Raw genomic sequence first — 15918 nt, 5'->3', positions numbered from 1 at the left:
CCCATCTTAATCCTGCTTTTTCATCTTATGAGAGAGGTGGACAAATTATTTCGAGACTACTCAATAACGCCTGATTCATTAATGGTAATTTCCGCATTTATATTTGCCTTGATATCCTGATAATGTTCCTTCCATTTTTTCATATCAAATGAACGGAACGTATGGGACGCCTCATCCCCGATGCCTGTAGGATCGATATTTAACGCTTTAAACTGCTCGATCAGTGCAAGGCATTCGGTTTCTACTGACTTTTTAAACTCTGTTTCAATTTCTTTAATTACTTCTGGTGTGATTTTTTCTCCCGTATACTCCCGGATATGACCTTCCAGTTTGATGGAAAAGCTTACCTCCTCCTTCGTTTTCATCTTTATTTTTTTGCTGGAGGTAATACTCTTCACAGAAACCATGGATCCATCCTTTAAATTAAGCGTATACGTTCCCTCCATGTACTGATCTGTCAGCAGTTTAAAAAAAATCATTTTCTCATTTGATATTTCTCCTACCATCTTATCCTCATTGAACAGGGCGACTCCGGTTATTTCCAATTCGTCTTTCCCTGAAAGAGCAAGTATTGGCAAATATGCGTCTTTCCCCTTGTCATAAAGATTGTATAAAAACAAATGAAGATTCTCCCTGGACAAATCCCTGCTTTCAATATTGTGCTTGATCAGATTGCTTAAATATACTGCCGTTCCTCTAATACCGTACTCTCCCTTTAATATTTCAGATGCTGATTTTTTCCCGACGGCCAAATAAACTCTTGATCCGACGCTTGCATCCCTCTGCAAAGCATCCAGAAGATTTGAAAAGCCCTCCTTGGCTAAATCTTCTCCGAAAATGGCAACCTGCAGCTTTCCGTACACAAGCGGATCAGATGATTTACGCTGAAGATTTGTAAGTAAATCTCTGGTTAAAACCGCTTCATCCTCAAGGATTTCACTTTTTACCGGCTGCTGCTTCTGGTAAACCGGTACAAGTATGGTTCCCTTAAGCTTTCCGTTTTCCTCCAAATCATAGCCTGATGCAAGGATGATATTTACATCATCAATGATTTCCTTTTGTATACATCCTGTTTGCGTAAAAATTATGAAGAAAAGGAGACTGAATATACAAATGATTTTCTTCATCCTGATCGCCCCTGCTTCTTCACTTTTTTCATAAAAAATTGCAGAAAGAGAATAATCGGTATGTATACATAAAAACCCAAACCTATATCTCCCATTATGCCGTTAAACTGATCAATTTGTTCTCTTGTCTCAAATAAATTAACCGCAATCAGCGTGATTCCCAAGACAATCAGCAGTGATTTTTTTTGTGCGATGTTCAGTGTTTGCTTTATCCCCCTGCTCGCACACCACAGGGTCAGGCAGATGTTAGGAAGAATGACAAGGTTCCAGTTGGCAATCCCAATGTATTCAAATCGCTCCACGAACGGAATCTCAACAATTTTCCAAATTGTGAGGGTCGCCCAAATATTTTTCTGCAGCTGTTCAGTACTAAAAAAAACAAGCGTTACCACCATGATCAGCAAATAGACTGATGTTGTAAATAAAATGGCTCCATGCGCCCATTTCTGAGATTTCTCAGCATTCTTAATGAACGGGTAATAAACAAGTAACGCTTCAAAACCAAGAACGGTCAGTGACATGCTTTTCGTTCCGGATAGGAGTTCACCAAATGAATGATCAAACATGGGCATTAAATTTTTCCATTCAGCGAATTCAAGAGGAAAGAAAAAGGTTAAAATGAGATAGCCTGGTAATACAACCCCAAAGAAACAAATCCCCGTCACAACTCGAAATCCTCCGGTTACAATATAATAAACCAATGCTAAAAACAGGGTGCTGAAAATCAGGACATTCATGTCAGGAAACATCCATACTTGAATAATTTCTACGAACGTCCTCAATACCTCTATAGCGAGCAAAGTAAAATATAAGGAAATGAGCAAATTAACCCCTTTCCCAAGCCATTTTCCAAAAATACGGTGATGAATGTCATGGATGTTCCCCTCAGCCCCTTTCAGGATTTTGTAGATCATCCATACCATCAGATGGGAAAAGACACCGGATACTATGACGGGAATCCAAGCATCCTGCCCTGCATCCTTCGCAATAATTCTCTGAAAACCAAGCACACCAACTCCAAATTGAAGACCATGAACTAAATAGAAGACGAGAAAATGAGAGACTTGATATTTTTCAGCAATTTTAGTCAACTCGAATCACTCCCTCACTCATCAATGTCCTTATTCTGAGAAGCCCTTTTTTTATCAAACCGGATTGGCTGTTGGGTCCGAAGCTGGATCGGCCTCTTTGACATCATGGAAAACGGAAGTCTGATCAGTGCGTCTTTCATATCAGCAGATCTTGGCGGATAGATTGGCTCCAAAAATGGTCTTCCCAGCGAAGATAACTTCAATAGATGAGTGGCTAAAACACAGAAACAAAATACAATTCCAAGCAATCCATAAAATTCTGCAAACAGCAGAAACGGAAAGCGTACTAAACGGATTGTATTACTCATTTTATAAACTGGCGTTGTAAAAGAAGCCAGTGCCGCAAGGGCCACAATGATCAGGAGCACATTACTTGTTAGTCCCGCCTCAACAGATGCGGTTCCAATTACGATACCGCCTACAATACCAATCGTCTGGCCGACCTTTGTTGGTAGTCTGGCCCCCGCTTCGCGGAGCAGCTCGATTGTCAGCTCCAAAAAAACCGCTTCAAGTATCGGCGGCAGCGGGATCTCCTCCCTCGAACTGACGAGCGTATTCAGCAAATCTCTTGGAATCAGTTCATAGTGAAAATTCAAAGCGGCTACATATACCGGCGTAACCAATATAGAAAAGGCAACAGACGCTAATCGGACGATCCGGAAGAATGATGCAACTATGTAATTGAAAAAATAATCATCAAATGCCGAGAAAAACTCAACCAGTGTACTTGGACCAATCAGCACTTGCGGCGACCCGTCAACTACGATGACAATCTTCCCTTCCGAGAGAATGGATACCACCCGGTCTGGCCGCTCTGAATCCAATAGCTGCGGGAAAGGAGAATGATGATTATCAGACATAATCTGTGTTAAAACGGAACTGTCACTAATGTGATCAATTTCAATTCCATTTAGTCTCTGCCACACTGTACGCACATTTTCATCATTCGCAATATTTTCCACATAAAGAACAGCAACCTTCGTACGGGTCAGCTTGCCGATATTGATTTCCCTTATTCTCAGCTGATCAGAGGGCATGCGCTTTCGTATAAGGTGAATGTTGGATTCCAGCGATTCAACAAAAGCTTCTTTCGGTCCTACCACACTGAATTCAACCTCTGGAAGACTAACCTGCCTCGCTTTTTCCATAAACACCCTAATAAGCAGGCACGACTGTCCATACTCAGAAAGGCTTACCATAATAAACCCTTGAAGCAGCTTCTCCTTCACTACATCGGTATCAGAGGTTAAAATAATATTTTCAACCGGCACAGAATCTTTTAATTCCTCAAGCGAGCTCCAGTCTTCTTTTGAAAGAACTGCCAGAACACTTTCATGAAGCATTTTCGAATCAATCAATGTCCTAAAATAAGAAATCCAATACTTAGCGGTCACACCCTTGTTTCCGTATTGAATAAAATCAGAAGAACTCCTCAATACTGCCATGAGCTCAGGCATCGAGGTCTTCGGTGACCCATCCATGTTTTTCATCAAATCCACAAGCCTCAACCCCGGTCCGATATGATTAGGGTTATTTTGCGAAAAATGGGAGAAAGTTATACAAGGATCCGGTAGCGCCCTGTATCCTTTGCCTTGCACAAAGATGCAAAGCGGCTGAAAAACCAGGCGCTGCAACTCGGCTATGCGATACCAAATATGGGTCAATTGATTCCTCGTATGCGGGCCACCTTCTTCCGAATACGGGCCAACTTCTTTTGAATGCAAACCAATCGGCAATTTCCGCCAAAAAACCTCTCCCTTCCATCCACATAACAAAAAACCCTTCCGCACAAGGCGGAAGGGTTTTTGAACCTATCATATTACATCGAAAAACTGTGATTCCCGATGGTTTTTTCTACTTTTCTTGTTTTGATCCATTCGCTTTCTGCTGTTTCAGGATTAAAGAAGTAGAGGTAATCTACAGATTTCTTTCGGAGTGCTTCTTCGGCGGCTTTTTTGGATTCGTTATCTGCTTCTGCATGAATTGTCCCATTGCCCACTGGCGAGAATGCGTTCTTCTCATAAATGACATCCTTCACAGAGTCTGGAAATTCACTGCTTTCAACTCGATTTAGTACAACCGAAGCAACAGCAACTTTCCCTTCATACGGCTCTCCTTTTGCTTCAGCATGGACAAGCTGGGCGAGAAGCTTCTTTTCCTCTTTAGACACAGCGATACTCGGTTCACCCCTGTCATTGCCCGGCTTTGAGCTTCTTTCAGGGATTCGGAGTGTATCACCCTCTATGGCAGTATTACGCTCTAAATGATTCCATTTTTTTATATCGTCAATCGAAACAATGTATGCAAAACTAATCTTCTCCATTGTTTCTCCTTTTTTCACTGTATGCGCCATTTTAGCAGAAGCAGGTGCTGCGCAAATGATAAATGCTGCACAGGCTATGGCAGCGATATGAATGATTTTTCTCATCGTCTGTTTCATTTCAGCCCTCCAGTCATTATTAAAAATTCATATGCTTCAGCCTACCAGCTTTTTCACTCCAATTCATTAGTGAATAGTTTCCAAATAGATTTCAGCCCCTATTAGCAATCCGTCTCTCTTCTTTCCTGCCAAACCGCTCAAAATTGAATGTCATATTCATAATTCTTTTAAAAAATCAGTTCTTATATAGGGGAAAAGTTAATTTTCGCTCAGAAAAAAAGAATTTTACTATGTAATTACCGGCGGAATAAAATATGCGGATGCATCCCATCAGGGAAGAAGAAAAATGACCTATTCAGAACTGCTAGAGAGATATAAGCCCATGATCTTGCATTTAATGAAAAGACTATCCATTTACAGAAATCATGAGGAATTCTTCCAGACTGCATGTATCGCTCTTTGGGAGGCATCTAATCAATACAGGCCAGGCAAAGGATCAATGGATGCCTATTTTTATCTGTATATTAAAGGAAAGCTAATGAACGAAATGACTCGGCATAACCGATTATTGAAAAGAGAGGACTTGAAGGACGATATCAGTTTTGCAGAGGAAAGCCATTCTTCAAAGGAAACCGAAGACCTGTATGACTGGGAGGAACTTACAAAGGGCCTTACCAACAATCAGAAGAAATGGATGAACGGCTATGCTTTTCACGGACTTACAGTAACTGAAATTGCTTCCATTGAAGGAGTGACTCCCGCTGCCGTTAAGAGCTGGAGAAGAGATGCGTTGAGGAAATTGAAAAAACAGCTTCCTAAATAAATTTTCCAAAAAAAAAGAGGATTCCGCCCTTTTCCGGGCGAAATCCTCTTCAGCTTCTCGCTGTTTCTATATACCGGTAAACGGTGTTGCCTCCGTGTCTGGCAATTCCGCGGAAATGCTTAAAATCATCTCTTTTAACAAGGACTTCACGAACAGGCAAGAAATCCTCTTTAGAGACTGGAAATTCCATGCGCTCTCCGTTTTTTAGCTGATTGAGCATCTCGTTTATTGTTTGATGATCCATACAATAGCCTCCCTTACCTGTATAAGTCTACAGGGAGAGCTTTTGTGAATCAATTGCTTTTTACATGATAGACTGGATTGCCTCAGAAATGTCGCGGTCCCCGCTGATAATTTCAAAGGTTTGATTTTGTGCAGATGGTTCGCTTAAGCACGATACGAGCACCTCTGCAACATCTTCACGCGGAATGGATCCTTCAGGGTTCACAGACTTAGAGGCTGCTATTTTTCCTTTTCCTTCATCATCAGTGAGAGCTCCCGGACGGACGATGGTATAAGAAATTTCAGCATTCCTCAAATACTCATCCGCAACGGCCTTGGAACGGAGATAAAGCTTCATTTCTTCAGGGGCCCGTTCAGGAGAGTCTGTCCCGATTGAACTCAGCATAACAAACTTTTTGACCTTATGTTTTTTTGCGGCATCAATCAGCTTTTTCGCTCCGTCCTGATCAATTGCAATCGTCTTATCATCACCGGTGCTTGACCCTGACCCAGCGGCAAAAATAACGGCATCCGCCAGCTGAACAGCTTCTGATACGTCCCCTTCTAAGTCGGCTATAACGGTTTGAGCCCCTTTTTGTTCCAGCTCTTCCGCCTGCTTCGGATCACGAATCATAGCAATCGGCTGATATCCTTGTTTTACCGCCTTATCAATAACCAATCTTCCTGTGCTTCCATTAGCACCTGCTATTAATACTTTCATTGTTATCACTCCTCTGCTCGTACTGTTCCCTGCTGAAGAGCAGTTTAAACCGATGAACTTTTTACTTCGATAAAGGCTGGCCGCTTTTATCAAGCCAGGTTTGCAGATCCTCAGCCAATCTTTTCGCATCCTCTATCCCCTGTTTATATAAAGCATCCAGCTTTACAGGATCGCGCTCGATTCTCCCAACCTCAAGCTTTTTTGTCGGACGGATAACGAAAATTTGCCCTTTTGCTTCTAGTTCATCTATATACGAAAGGGTTTCATTGTACATTCGATAACGTTCCAGTATAGCTTTTGCAAGCATCGGATGCTTTCGAAGGGTCCGCCTAACCATCCATTGGGCCTTTGGCGGCGACTTAACATACCCCTTGTTTCTAGTGAGCACCACAACATTTCTTTCTATACCATCCTTTTCGGCCTTTTTGATTGGAATTGAATCGACAATGCCCCCATCCATGAGCATTTTCCCTCCGAAAGGGACCATTGGGGCTATAAATGGAAGCGAGCTTGAAGCCCGGATGATTGTAAGTAAATCTCCCATCGTTTCAGGCTTATTATAATAGACAGGTTTGCCTGTTTCACAATCCGTCGTTCCGATTACAAGCTGCTCAGGATTACTGGAGAATGCTTCAAAATCAAAAGGGACGAGACGATTCGGTATTTCATCAAAAATATAATCCATTCCGAACAGCTGCCTGCTTTTAATGTAATTCTGGAGTGATAAATACTTAGGATCCCCTGCGTAATCAATATTAACTGTACGGTTTCGATCCATTTGTCTCGATAGATAAGAAGCGGCCATACATGCTCCCGCCGATACTCCAATTACATAAGGGAAATAAAGTTCGTTTTCCATAAAATATTCTAAAACTCCGGCTGTATAGACTCCTCTCATACCTCCGCCTTCCAGCACTAAACCTGTTTGTTCCACTTTCTCTTGCTCCTTTCAAACATGCTCCTTACACGTGACCAGAAACATAAAAATAAAAATTCCCCGTATTTATAAGTAACCCTCCCTGTTATGATAGCACAATAGAAATGGGCGATCTTAAATCAGGACTTGACACTGCTGGACAGCGCTGTCAAAATAGTCTTTACTTTATTGGCAAAATAGTGCAAAATGTTTTCTAATGGGGGTATTTAGTACGTTTGAAGGAGAGAGGAAATGAAGATTGCTAAAGTTGGAAACCTTATTGAATTTAAAAACGGCCTGCGCGGCATCGTTGAAAAGGTGAACGAAAATTCGGTAATCGTTGATTTAACGTATATGGAGAATTTTCTTGACCTTGAACTCGAGAGACGCACAGTCGTGAACCATAAAAACTATAAGATCCTAAAGGAATCCTGAACGGACTCCTTCTTTTCACTCGTTATATCTCATGAACAAAGGGATGGCCCATATGGCCATCCCTTTTCAATTCACTGATACACCTTTACTTTTACTTGCCTGCTTCCCCAGTTCATCGCTTCATTAAGGTCATTAAAGAAAACATCAATTTCGCTGCCATTAATCGCTCCGCCGACGTCACCTGCGACAGCTTTACCGTATCCCTCAACCTCAACGGTTGTGCCAAGAGGTATAACATTAGGATCTACTGCAATCACCTTGGATTCATCAAAGCGCTTTAAGTCAATCCCCATCTTAGTCACCCCTGAACAGCCTTGACAGTCCGCGGTATAGGCAGTGCTGTGGACGGTTACTTCTTTCACTGCACCTGAAGCCGGATTTGCTCTTTTGTTCAGTTCATTTAACGTTATTGGGCCTGCGATTCCATCAGCTGACAGCCCTTTACCGGATTGAAATTTTGCCACAGCGCTTTTCGTGCCCTTCCCGTATATTCCGTCAGCTGAACCTGAGTATGTACCCCATGCTTTTAGCTTGCTTTGCAAATCGGCTACCGGCTTTCCAATGTTTCCAGGCTTTAGCACTTTTATTTTTGCAATGGTTTGAGGACCGGCCACTCCATCTGATTTTATTCCTGCTTTACTTTGAAAATCACGAACAGCTTCCTCAGTGATCGACCCATAGATCCCGGTATTATCGTAATAAGGATATACTTGTTTAGCCAGCAAGTAGGTTTGAAGTTCTTTAACATCCCCATTTGACATTCCTTTATGCAGCAGCTGATCACCTAAAGCGGCCTCTCCTTTTGATGGTGCAAGTATAGCTGTTCCCAGTAGGCAAACTCCTAATATAGCAGTGGTTTTTCTTATCATGCTGTACGTTCCTCCTAAGATTCTAAATCAACATCTAAAATCTTCGTTCTGTTTTTCTGTTTATAATGGCACCCGGCCAAAAACAAAACGGACGCCCTATAACTCTTCCATTATCTTCTTCTCTTTCTGTCTTTTTTCATAGAAGGAAAAATTTCAGCAATAATGATTCGGTCTATGGTAAAATAAAGGGAAATTTTAGGCGGGGGAGAAGAAATGATTAGACCTCTTCTTATAGAATACGCATCGAGCCACCTAGAGCTTTTAATTGCATTGGATCAGCAAACAGATACTTTGCTGTATGAGCATGGAGAGCGATCCTCAGATTCTGCTGATTACCGGAATAGGCTTTCTGCCAGCCTTAATAAGCAATTGTTTATTTGGGTTAGCGAGGATCAGGACGGGTTTCATGGGCATCTTGCAGTATTACCCTGTCAGCTGAACAGAAACCGGCATAAAGCATCCGTTGTCATTGGCTTGCTTCCTGAATATCAAAACATGGGGATTGGCGGCAAGTTAATGGATACTGCGGTTGCATGGAGTAAGCTCCAGGGACTTCATCGGCTGGAGCTGACCGTTATGACGCATAACGAGCCTGCCATCGCTCTGTATAAAAAGAAGAAGTTTTCGTTAGAAGGAACAGTACGCCATTCCTTGCTTGTAAATGGGGAATGGGTTGACGAATACATAATGGGGAGGCTTTTATGAATTTTCCGGAGCTGAAAACTGAAAGGTTGAAATTAAGAGAAATTAATGAGGAAGATGCCGACAATCTGTTCGAAATCTTCTCAAAAGAAAATGTTCTTAAATATTACGGCATGGAACCTCTTAGGGAACTGACCGAAGCTAAGCTCCTTGCCAGACGGTTTCATGATGGTTGGCACCAGGAAACCTCTTTGCGATGGGGCATGGAGTACAATGAACAGCTAATTGGCACCATTGGATACCATAACTGGAACAAAACACATAAGCGGGCGGAAATCGGCTATGAGATTCACCCTGATTTCTGGAGAATGGGATTTGCTTCTGAGGCTTTGCAAGCAGCCGCCTGGTTCGGCTTCAAGACACTCGGACTCCATCGAATCGGTGCCACCGTCCGTCCTGAAAACAAAGCCTCACTTCTGCTATTGGAGAAATTCGGGTTTAAAAGAGAAGGAATTTTGAAAGGATACCAGTATATCGGTGGAGAATATTACGATTTGGTGATGCTTTCAATCGTTGCAGGGGCGGACCGAGTAACGGGTGACGTCTCAGCATAAGGATTCCGGACGATCGGAAATTATTTCTTTCTAAATAGAGTTATATTGGCTAAAATAAAATAAATTGGCTATTTTTCTTGTATACCAGTTATTTTTTCCGGACATCTTACCTATTTTCCGGTCAAGTCCATTATTTTGTGTAAAAGTTCATTACCATGTTTTCAACCTTATAAATTGGATAGGGTATGGATCTATAAAGGAAGAGAACTTAGTTCTCTTTCTCATCGTACATGTATTTTCTTTCTCCAGGATCAAGAGATTTTTCATAGTCCATCAAGACAGCTCCGATTAGACGAAAAGCAGACTGGGTGTTGGGGAAGATCCGAATGACACGCTCTCTTCTCCTGATTTCCGAATTTAGGCGTTCCAGATTGTTCGTGGTCCGCAGCTTCTTTTGAAAGCCCAGTGGCTCATTCATGAATTGGATGGCATCTTCAAAGCCATCGTCCAATAGAGACAAGACCGTTTCATATCCGCGCTCTCCATCATAGGTCTGCATAAACTCCTCTTTTAAAGCTCTAGCGTCCTCTGGTTTTGTGGCATCAAAAATACGCAGGAGGGCGTGTTTTAATTCTTCTGCCTGTTTCTTCGGCATGCGGTCAAAGAGGTTCTTTTTAAAGTGGAACGTGCATCTCTGCCAGCTGGTTCCGACAAAGGATTCCTGAATCGCTGCCTTCAAGCCCTTGTGGGCGTCTGAAATCATCAATTTGGGAGATTGAAATCCCCTGGATTTGAGGTAGCTAAAGAATTGCGTCCAGCCTTCTTTGGATTCGGAATGATTGACAGCCAGCCCAATGACTTCCCGTTTGAGCTGGGAGTTGACCCCAACGGCCACATAAACGGCTTTGGAAACTACACGCTGATGTTCGCGGACCTTAATATACAAAGCGTCCACAAACACATACTTGTAGTACATGACATTCAGGGGTCGGCTAGCCCACTCGTTCACGATGGGATCAAGTTTTTTGGTGATCGTGGAGACAAGGGACTTGGACACACTTTCCCCGCAAAGCTGTTCCATGATCTTCGTCACTTTGCGGGTCGAAACCCCGTTGACGACCATTTCTATCATAGACAAGACGAGTGCTTGGTCCGCACGCTGATACTTCTCGAATACAGATGTGGAAAACTCCCCGTTTCGGGTACGAGGGACTTTCAGGTTGATTTTTCCGATGGAGACGAGAAAGTCTCGGTCATAATAGCCATTCCGGTAGTCTGTACGGGCACTCGTTCTTTCATAAGCATCCGCATTCAGGTGCTCATCCCTCTCGGTTTCCATCATTTGATTGAGAATGAGGACAAGTGATGATTTCACCACAGCGTCCAAGTTGGAATTCATGAGGTGGTCTTTTAAGTCCTCTACATTTAGGGTAAGATTAATTTGGGTCATATTCATCCTCCATTACATTTTTTCTTGGTCGAAAACATTGTAACATGAGGGTGATATGACCCTTTTTCTATTTACACAATTATATGGACTTTACCTATTTTCCGGTTATAGTTCGGCTATTTTTCGGTTATATCGGCTATTTTATCGATTTATCGGCTATTTTTTCGATATATCGGCTATTTTTTCAATATATCGGCTATTTTTTCAATATATCGGCTATTTTTTCGTAATATCGACTATTCGCTAACATTCGACAGTAAGTAAAAAGGCCGTACATGGAGAGTCTCCTGTACGGCCTCTTTATTTAAAAACCTGCTTTGACTGTATTTACTTTGTCATCTTCAACCGTGACCAGCTTCACATCCCGCATAAAAAAGCTGAGCAAATCGCCGCGCTTGTCTTCAAACGTAATTCGTTCTTCTTCACTGAATCTCATTGCAACGGATGTCTTATCAAACTCACTCTCTACTTCTCTCGTCACATAAAAATCATTGCTGAAGTGATAGCGGATTTTGTATTTGTTCATTTTCTCCCCTCCCATTTCCTTTTTCTTACCTATTCAACAATTCCACTAAAGACTCCTTTTTCATCCGACTATTTTTAATTGGGATTTTATTTAATTCACTGGTAATAGAATGTAAATTCAAGGTTTTAAAAAACAGCTTCCCAGAAGGAAAGCTGTCTTATTTTAACGGTTATCCACTTTCTCCGGATACAAGTCATGATTCATCAAACGGTGCTCCGCCATTGTTTCATACTTTGTTCCCGGCTTGCCGTAGTTTGTATAAGGATCAATGGAAATTCCTCCGCGCGGCGTGAATTTGCCCCAAACCTCGATATAGCGGGGATCCATCAATTCAATCAGGTCATTCATAATGATATTCATGCAGTCTTCATGAAAATCGCCGTGGTTTCTGAAGCTGAAGAGATACAGCTTCAACGATTTGCTTTCCACCATCAGCTTATCCGGAATGTAGCTTATATAAATCGTTGCAAAGTCAGGCTGGCCTGTTTTCGGGCACAGAGACGTAAATTCCGGGCAATTGAACTTCACAAAATAATCGCGGTTGATATGCTTGTTTTCAAAGGACTCGAGAATGTCGGGGGAATATTCGAATAAATAGTTCGTTCCCTGGTTTCCCAATAGAGTGACTCCTGTCAGTTCTTCGTCTTTTCTTCCGCTCATCTTTTCTGTCTCCTTTAAACGCCGCGCTTGTTTCCCCAGAGCAGCGTATGCAGCTGCGGGAGAACGCGGACAAGATTTAATTGCTCATCTTCCATAACCTGATCGATCAGCCATTCATAGCGGCTCATCAGTATTTTCATCAATGCGGCATCATCGGCCGTTGCCGTATCATCATTTCCTACCTGCAGATAAAAGGGAATACCGGGATACTTTAAGTGAACCATTTTTGCATAGGCGAGATCCTCAGCATTGAATACGACAACCTTTAAGCTTGCAGAAGAAAGGGTGCCAGCTTCTTTCAACCGGTTAAAAACACCGCTTAAAACATCGAAATCCGTTTTCATCCCTGAGCTTGGCGGCTTGGGAGAAATGGTGAGATCATCAATCTCGGTGAACCATTCCTGGTATCTGCTTCCCTGTGTCTCCAGAGCAATCTCCATGCCCTTTTCTTTCAGCAGCGCAATGACTGGCTGCAAATTTTTTAATAGTGCCGGATTTCCTCCGGATACGGTCACATGTGAAAACCGGTTTCCGCCGATGCGCGTAAGCTCTGTCCATAACTGCCCGGCATCCATCTGGATGATTTCATTTTTCGCGGAACCGTCCCAAGTAAATGATGAGTCGCACCAGGCACAGGAATAGTCGCAGCCTGCCGTCCGGATGAACATCGTTTTTTGGCCGATGACCATCCCTTCCCCCTGTATCGTCGGGCCGAATATTTCAAGAACCGGAATCGTTTCAGCCATTGCTTTTCACCTTCTTCGGACGAAAAACCACATAACTGGTCGGTGTTTCTCTGACAAATACCTGGACACAGACAGGCTTGCCGGGAAGCTGATCCAATTCTGCCTGGATAACTTCACTTATTTTTCGGGCAACCACTTCTGTAGTCGGGAAATCCTCTGGACTCCCGGACTGAAAAAGGGCATGCTCATTTAAAATGGTATGATCAAATTGTCCGTGCACAAGATTTTTCAGCGTTTTAAAGTTTACAAGAAACCCTGACTCATCAAGCGTGTCTCCGGCAATCGTAACATTCACAAAATACGTATGGCCATGAACATTCCGGCACGGACCTGCACTCTCATGCGGAACAAAATGGGCAGCAGAAAGATGCATGTCTTTATTGAGCTCATATTGAAAGTCATGGTTCACTTGAGGGTAAATCTGCTGAATCATTGTGCCGCCTCCTTTTTGTTCAAATAGGCGTCAAGGCCATTTTTTCGTAACAGACATGCCGGGCATTCTCCGCAGCCATCTGCCGGAATTCCGTTGTAGCAAGTGAGGGTTTTCGTCCGGACATAATCAAGTGCTCCCAATTCATCTGCGAGCTCCCATGTTTCTTCTTTATTCAGCCACATAAGCGGTGTGTGGAAGACAAGCTGCTCATCCATAGCCAGGTTGACGGTCACGTTGCATGATTTTATGAACTGGTCCCGGCAATCCGGATAGCCGCTGAAATCTGTTTCGCAAACCCCTGTAACGATATGCCTTGCTCCAATCTGATTCGCAAGCACTGAAGCGAAGGATAGAAAGAGCAGGTTTCTGCCTGGAACAAAAGTCGATGGCAGCTCCCCTTCTTTTTGTTCAATTTCTATATCATTCCTTGTCAGCGCATTCGGTGCAAGCTGATTCAAAAGGGACATATCCAAGACGTGATGCCGGATTCCCTGCTCTTTTGCAATGGCTTCGGCGATTTCAATTTCAAGCTTATGCCGCTGATTATAGTTAAACGTGACCGCTTCTACTTCTTTATAATTTTTTAATGCCCAGAATAGACAGGTGGTGCTGTCCTGGCCTCCGCTGAAAACAACCAGTGCTTTTTCATTTTTCATGTTGAATCTCCTCCTGTAGACGGAGCTTCCAGTCACAACCATGTTTATCATGATTCAATTCGGTGAAATAATAAAGGCACCCCCAGAGAGGTGCCTTAGCGAATGATCTATAAAAAAACAAAAAACAATATCCAAGGAACGCCTCTGATATTGCTGTCCTTAGTTTTTTATAGAGGGTTGTGCTAGAACCTCTCCCGTTTTGAAAAACGGATTTGTATTTAGCTGACCTGTTCACTATACATGAAAAATGGCCATCTGCCAATACCGGAGGAGTTTTAATGGAAAAGAACCGCTTTTTGCAAGTGAGAGCCAGCTTCTGGTTTATCCCTTTGCTTTATGGAATTATTGCCCTGTTCCTGGCATATGGAAGTATGGCCCTCGACCGATATGCTTCAAAGCATACAGAATTATATGATTACATACCTGACCTTTTTCTATCTGACATGCAGCTTGCTCAAACAATTTTAAGCTCGATTGCCACCTCTTTGCTAACTATGACGACCATCACGTTTTCATCCATTCTTGTCGTCTTGACTACTTATGCAGCACAGTTTTCTCCAAGGGCTTTGCAGAACTTCACCTCGGACCGCAGCTCTCAGCGCGTTCTTGGGATGTTCACAGGGGGCTTTGTTTATACCATTGTTCTTTTGCTTTTAGCAAAAGATAAGGGCGGCGACTTGTTTATTGTTCCTGCCCTTGCCATTGTTGTTGCTTTTGCATGCCTTGCAGCGTTTGTCTTCTTCATCCATCACTCGGTGGCGTCAATTAAGGTCAGCAACCTGATCTTTCAAATCACAAGCAAAACAATGAAGGCCTGGAAAGAAAACTATGAAGATGACCAATCCCTGAACGCACTGTCTGAATGCGGCGAAGCTGAAGAAATTACTTCAGGCAAAGGCAGACAGCTGAAGAGCAAAAAAGCAGGATACATACAGCACGTGCAAATAAGAGATATGATACAAACAGCAAAAAAATTAAAAATAACAGTAAAAGTAGAAAAAGCCCTGGGAAGCTACGTAGATGAAGGAACACCTCTGCTTACCTATTGGGGGACGGAGGACCTCAGCGATGCAGACAGCCTGCTTAATCAGATTCTGATTATTCCCGAGCAGGAGCCTATAAGGGATGTCGGTTTTGGCATACAAAAGCTTTCCGAAATCGCCATTCGTTCCATCTCCCCGGCATTTAATGATCCGTATACGACAGCGAATGCGGTTGAGCATATTGCGAGAATTCTAACCCGTCTTGGAAAGAGCTACATTCCAAAACCTTTTTATACGGATGAAGAGAAAAAACTCCGTGTCATTTTTCATAAACCATCCTTTGAAGATTTACTTTATAAGAGTTTTTATCTTATCAGACACCATGGAAAAGAAGATACAGCCGTTATGCATTCCATTATATCTGCCCTATCTATAGTGGCGGACAACAATGATAAAGAAGTAAAGGAAATCATCTGGAACTTCTCGTGCTATATATTGGAAGGACTTCAGGAAACAGATTGGATCAGCCTTGATAAAACATATCTTAATCAACAGTTTCAAAGGCTTGCTGATGCCTGCTGCAGAGAAGAGAAATTTATGGGAATTTAAAAAAACGCGGGATATCCGCGTTTTTATTTTTTGCCGCTTTTATTATCCATTGTATGCAGGTAACTTGATTTGAAA

At 42.6% G+C, this 15918-nt stretch carries 19 protein-coding genes and 1 riboswitch; of the genes, 5 read left to right on the top strand and 14 right to left on the bottom strand.

Annotated elements, in window-relative coordinates:
* Nucleotides 1-56: 56 nt before the first annotated feature.
* The 4 genes from J9317_RS07450 to J9317_RS07435 form a co-directional block, all read right to left on the bottom strand.
* On the bottom strand, nt 57-1127 hold the full coding sequence (locus J9317_RS07450; protein ID WP_211557519.1) for a Ger(x)C family spore germination protein: 1071 nt from the start codon (nt 1125-1127) through the stop codon (nt 57-59).
* A complete protein-coding gene (locus J9317_RS07445) occupies nt 1124-2218 on the bottom strand; it encodes a GerAB/ArcD/ProY family transporter (RefSeq protein ID WP_211557517.1) in 1095 nt (364 codons plus the stop codon). The genes J9317_RS07450 and J9317_RS07445 overlap by 4 nt, the downstream gene beginning before the upstream one ends.
* A gap of 14 nt (nt 2219-2232) precedes the next feature.
* Nucleotides 2233-3708: a spore germination protein gene (locus J9317_RS07440; protein ID WP_249292406.1), complete on the bottom strand. Its 1476-nt coding sequence runs from the start codon at nt 3706-3708 to the stop codon at nt 2233-2235.
* Nucleotides 3709-4037: 329 nt separating this feature from the next.
* On the bottom strand, nt 4038-4658 hold the full coding sequence (locus tag J9317_RS07435) for a cell wall hydrolase (protein WP_249292043.1): 621 nt from the start codon (nt 4656-4658) through the stop codon (nt 4038-4040).
* A gap of 286 nt (nt 4659-4944) precedes the next feature.
* Between J9317_RS07435 and J9317_RS07430 the strand changes: the two genes are divergently transcribed.
* Nucleotides 4945-5421 carry a sigma-70 family RNA polymerase sigma factor gene (locus J9317_RS07430; protein ID WP_211557515.1) on the top strand — a complete coding sequence of 159 codons (477 nt, stop codon included), beginning with the start codon at nt 4945-4947 and terminating at the stop codon, nt 5419-5421.
* Between the two features lie 49 nt (nt 5422-5470).
* On the opposite strand, the gene J9317_RS07425 is transcribed toward J9317_RS07430, so the two are convergent.
* The 3 genes from J9317_RS07425 to J9317_RS07415 form a co-directional block, all read right to left on the bottom strand.
* Complete coding sequence (locus tag J9317_RS07425; protein WP_211557513.1) at nt 5471-5665, bottom strand: hypothetical protein; 195 nt, start codon at nt 5663-5665, stop codon at nt 5471-5473.
* Between the two features lie 60 nt (nt 5666-5725).
* Nucleotides 5726-6364: an SDR family oxidoreductase gene (locus J9317_RS07420; RefSeq protein WP_211557510.1), complete on the bottom strand. Its 639-nt coding sequence runs from the start codon at nt 6362-6364 to the stop codon at nt 5726-5728.
* 61 nt (nt 6365-6425) lie between these two features.
* Nucleotides 6426-7298, bottom strand: coding sequence for a patatin-like phospholipase family protein (locus tag J9317_RS07415; protein WP_211557509.1), 873 nt, complete (start codon nt 7296-7298; stop codon nt 6426-6428).
* Nucleotides 7299-7532: 234 nt separating this feature from the next.
* Here J9317_RS07415 and J9317_RS07410 point away from each other — a divergent pair, with 234 nt between their 5' ends.
* Nucleotides 7533-7715: a YkvS family protein gene (locus J9317_RS07410; RefSeq protein ID WP_035408884.1), complete on the top strand. Its 183-nt coding sequence runs from the start codon at nt 7533-7535 to the stop codon at nt 7713-7715.
* Between the two features lie 71 nt (nt 7716-7786).
* Here J9317_RS07410 and J9317_RS07405 read toward each other — a convergent pair whose 3' ends face one another.
* Nucleotides 7787-8584 (bottom strand): peptidoglycan-binding protein, encoded by a 798-nt coding sequence (locus J9317_RS07405; RefSeq protein WP_211557507.1) that lies wholly within the window; start codon nt 8582-8584, stop codon nt 7787-7789.
* Between the two features lie 213 nt (nt 8585-8797).
* Here J9317_RS07405 and J9317_RS07400 point away from each other — a divergent pair, with 213 nt between their 5' ends.
* Nucleotides 8798-9289 carry a GNAT family N-acetyltransferase gene (locus J9317_RS07400; RefSeq protein WP_211557506.1) on the top strand — a complete coding sequence of 164 codons (492 nt, stop codon included), beginning with the start codon at nt 8798-8800 and terminating at the stop codon, nt 9287-9289.
* Entirely contained in the window at nt 9286-9840 is a 555-nt protein-coding gene (locus J9317_RS07395; protein WP_211557505.1) for a GNAT family N-acetyltransferase, read from the top strand. Before J9317_RS07400 ends, J9317_RS07395 begins: the two co-directional genes overlap by 4 nt.
* A gap of 208 nt (nt 9841-10048) precedes the next feature.
* On the opposite strand, the gene J9317_RS07390 is transcribed toward J9317_RS07395, so the two are convergent.
* From J9317_RS07390 to queC, 6 genes are all read right to left on the bottom strand, one after another.
* Nucleotides 10049-11230 carry an IS256 family transposase gene (locus tag J9317_RS07390; protein WP_211557504.1) on the bottom strand — a complete coding sequence of 394 codons (1182 nt, stop codon included), beginning with the start codon at nt 11228-11230 and terminating at the stop codon, nt 10049-10051.
* A 304-nt stretch (nt 11231-11534) separates the two neighbouring features.
* On the bottom strand, nt 11535-11756 hold the full coding sequence (locus tag J9317_RS07385) for a hypothetical protein (RefSeq protein WP_211557502.1): 222 nt from the start codon (nt 11754-11756) through the stop codon (nt 11535-11537).
* A 162-nt stretch (nt 11757-11918) separates the two neighbouring features.
* Nucleotides 11919-12416 carry a preQ(1) synthase gene (gene queF / locus J9317_RS07380; RefSeq protein ID WP_211557500.1) on the bottom strand — a complete coding sequence of 166 codons (498 nt, stop codon included), beginning with the start codon at nt 12414-12416 and terminating at the stop codon, nt 11919-11921.
* A 14-nt stretch (nt 12417-12430) separates the two neighbouring features.
* A complete protein-coding gene (gene queE, locus J9317_RS07375) occupies nt 12431-13162 on the bottom strand; it encodes a 7-carboxy-7-deazaguanine synthase QueE (protein WP_211557499.1) in 732 nt (243 codons plus the stop codon).
* Nucleotides 13155-13595, bottom strand: a complete 441-nt coding sequence (gene queD / locus J9317_RS07370; RefSeq protein ID WP_211557496.1) for a 6-carboxytetrahydropterin synthase QueD — start codon at nt 13593-13595, stop codon at nt 13155-13157. The genes queE and queD overlap by 8 nt, the downstream gene beginning before the upstream one ends.
* A complete protein-coding gene (gene queC, locus J9317_RS07365) occupies nt 13592-14251 on the bottom strand; it encodes a 7-cyano-7-deazaguanine synthase QueC (protein WP_211557494.1) in 660 nt (219 codons plus the stop codon). The genes queD and queC overlap by 4 nt, the downstream gene beginning before the upstream one ends.
* Before the next feature lie 153 nt (nt 14252-14404).
* A riboswitch (PreQ1 riboswitch) is annotated at nt 14405-14449 on the bottom strand.
* Between the two features lie 80 nt (nt 14450-14529).
* On the opposite strand from queC, the gene J9317_RS07360 reads away from it, so the two are divergent.
* Nucleotides 14530-15843 carry a DUF2254 domain-containing protein gene (locus J9317_RS07360; RefSeq protein ID WP_211557492.1) on the top strand — a complete coding sequence of 438 codons (1314 nt, stop codon included), beginning with the start codon at nt 14530-14532 and terminating at the stop codon, nt 15841-15843.
* The last annotated feature ends 75 nt before the right edge of the window (nt 15844-15918 follow it).

It is taken from the genome of Metabacillus flavus (genome assembly GCF_018283675.1).
GTDB classification, from domain to species: Bacteria; Bacillota; Bacilli; order Bacillales; family Bacillaceae; genus Metabacillus_B; species Metabacillus_B flavus.
Note: the sequence above shows the minus strand (reverse complement) of the source record. Positions and strands in the feature narration are given on the sequence as shown.

Coding starts and splice junctions, on each gene's coding strand:
- queD (WP_211557496.1), bottom strand. CDS start 13,595: ATGATTCAGCAGATTTACCCTCAAGTGAACCATGACTTTCAATATGAG.
- J9317_RS07435 (WP_249292043.1), bottom strand. CDS start 4,658: ATGAAACAGACGATGAGAAAAATCATTCATATCGCTGCCATAGCCTGT.
- J9317_RS07390 (WP_211557504.1), bottom strand. CDS start 11,230: ATGACCCAAATTAATCTTACCCTAAATGTAGAGGACTTAAAAGACCAC.
- J9317_RS07395 (WP_211557505.1), top strand. CDS start 9,286: ATGAATTTTCCGGAGCTGAAAACTGAAAGGTTGAAATTAAGAGAAATT.
- J9317_RS07420 (WP_211557510.1), bottom strand. CDS start 6,364: ATGAAAGTATTAATAGCAGGTGCTAATGGAAGCACAGGAAGATTGGTT.
- J9317_RS07450 (WP_211557519.1), bottom strand. CDS start 1,127: ATGAAGAAAATCATTTGTATATTCAGTCTCCTTTTCTTCATAATTTTT.
- J9317_RS07425 (WP_211557513.1), bottom strand. CDS start 5,665: ATGGATCATCAAACAATAAACGAGATGCTCAATCAGCTAAAAAACGGA.
- J9317_RS07440 (WP_249292406.1), bottom strand. CDS start 3,708: ATGAAAAACATGGATGGGTCACCGAAGACCTCGATGCCTGAGCTCATG.
- queE (WP_211557499.1), bottom strand. CDS start 13,162: ATGGCTGAAACGATTCCGGTTCTTGAAATATTCGGCCCGACGATACAG.
- queF (WP_211557500.1), bottom strand. CDS start 12,416: ATGAGCGGAAGAAAAGACGAAGAACTGACAGGAGTCACTCTATTGGGA.
- J9317_RS07360 (WP_211557492.1), top strand. CDS start 14,530: ATGGAAAAGAACCGCTTTTTGCAAGTGAGAGCCAGCTTCTGGTTTATC.
- J9317_RS07385 (WP_211557502.1), bottom strand. CDS start 11,756: ATGAACAAATACAAAATCCGCTATCACTTCAGCAATGATTTTTATGTG.
- J9317_RS07430 (WP_211557515.1), top strand. CDS start 4,945: ATGACCTATTCAGAACTGCTAGAGAGATATAAGCCCATGATCTTGCAT.
- J9317_RS07400 (WP_211557506.1), top strand. CDS start 8,798: ATGATTAGACCTCTTCTTATAGAATACGCATCGAGCCACCTAGAGCTT.
- J9317_RS07405 (WP_211557507.1), bottom strand. CDS start 8,584: ATGATAAGAAAAACCACTGCTATATTAGGAGTTTGCCTACTGGGAACA.
- queC (WP_211557494.1), bottom strand. CDS start 14,251: ATGAAAAATGAAAAAGCACTGGTTGTTTTCAGCGGAGGCCAGGACAGC.
- J9317_RS07410 (WP_035408884.1), top strand. CDS start 7,533: ATGAAGATTGCTAAAGTTGGAAACCTTATTGAATTTAAAAACGGCCTG.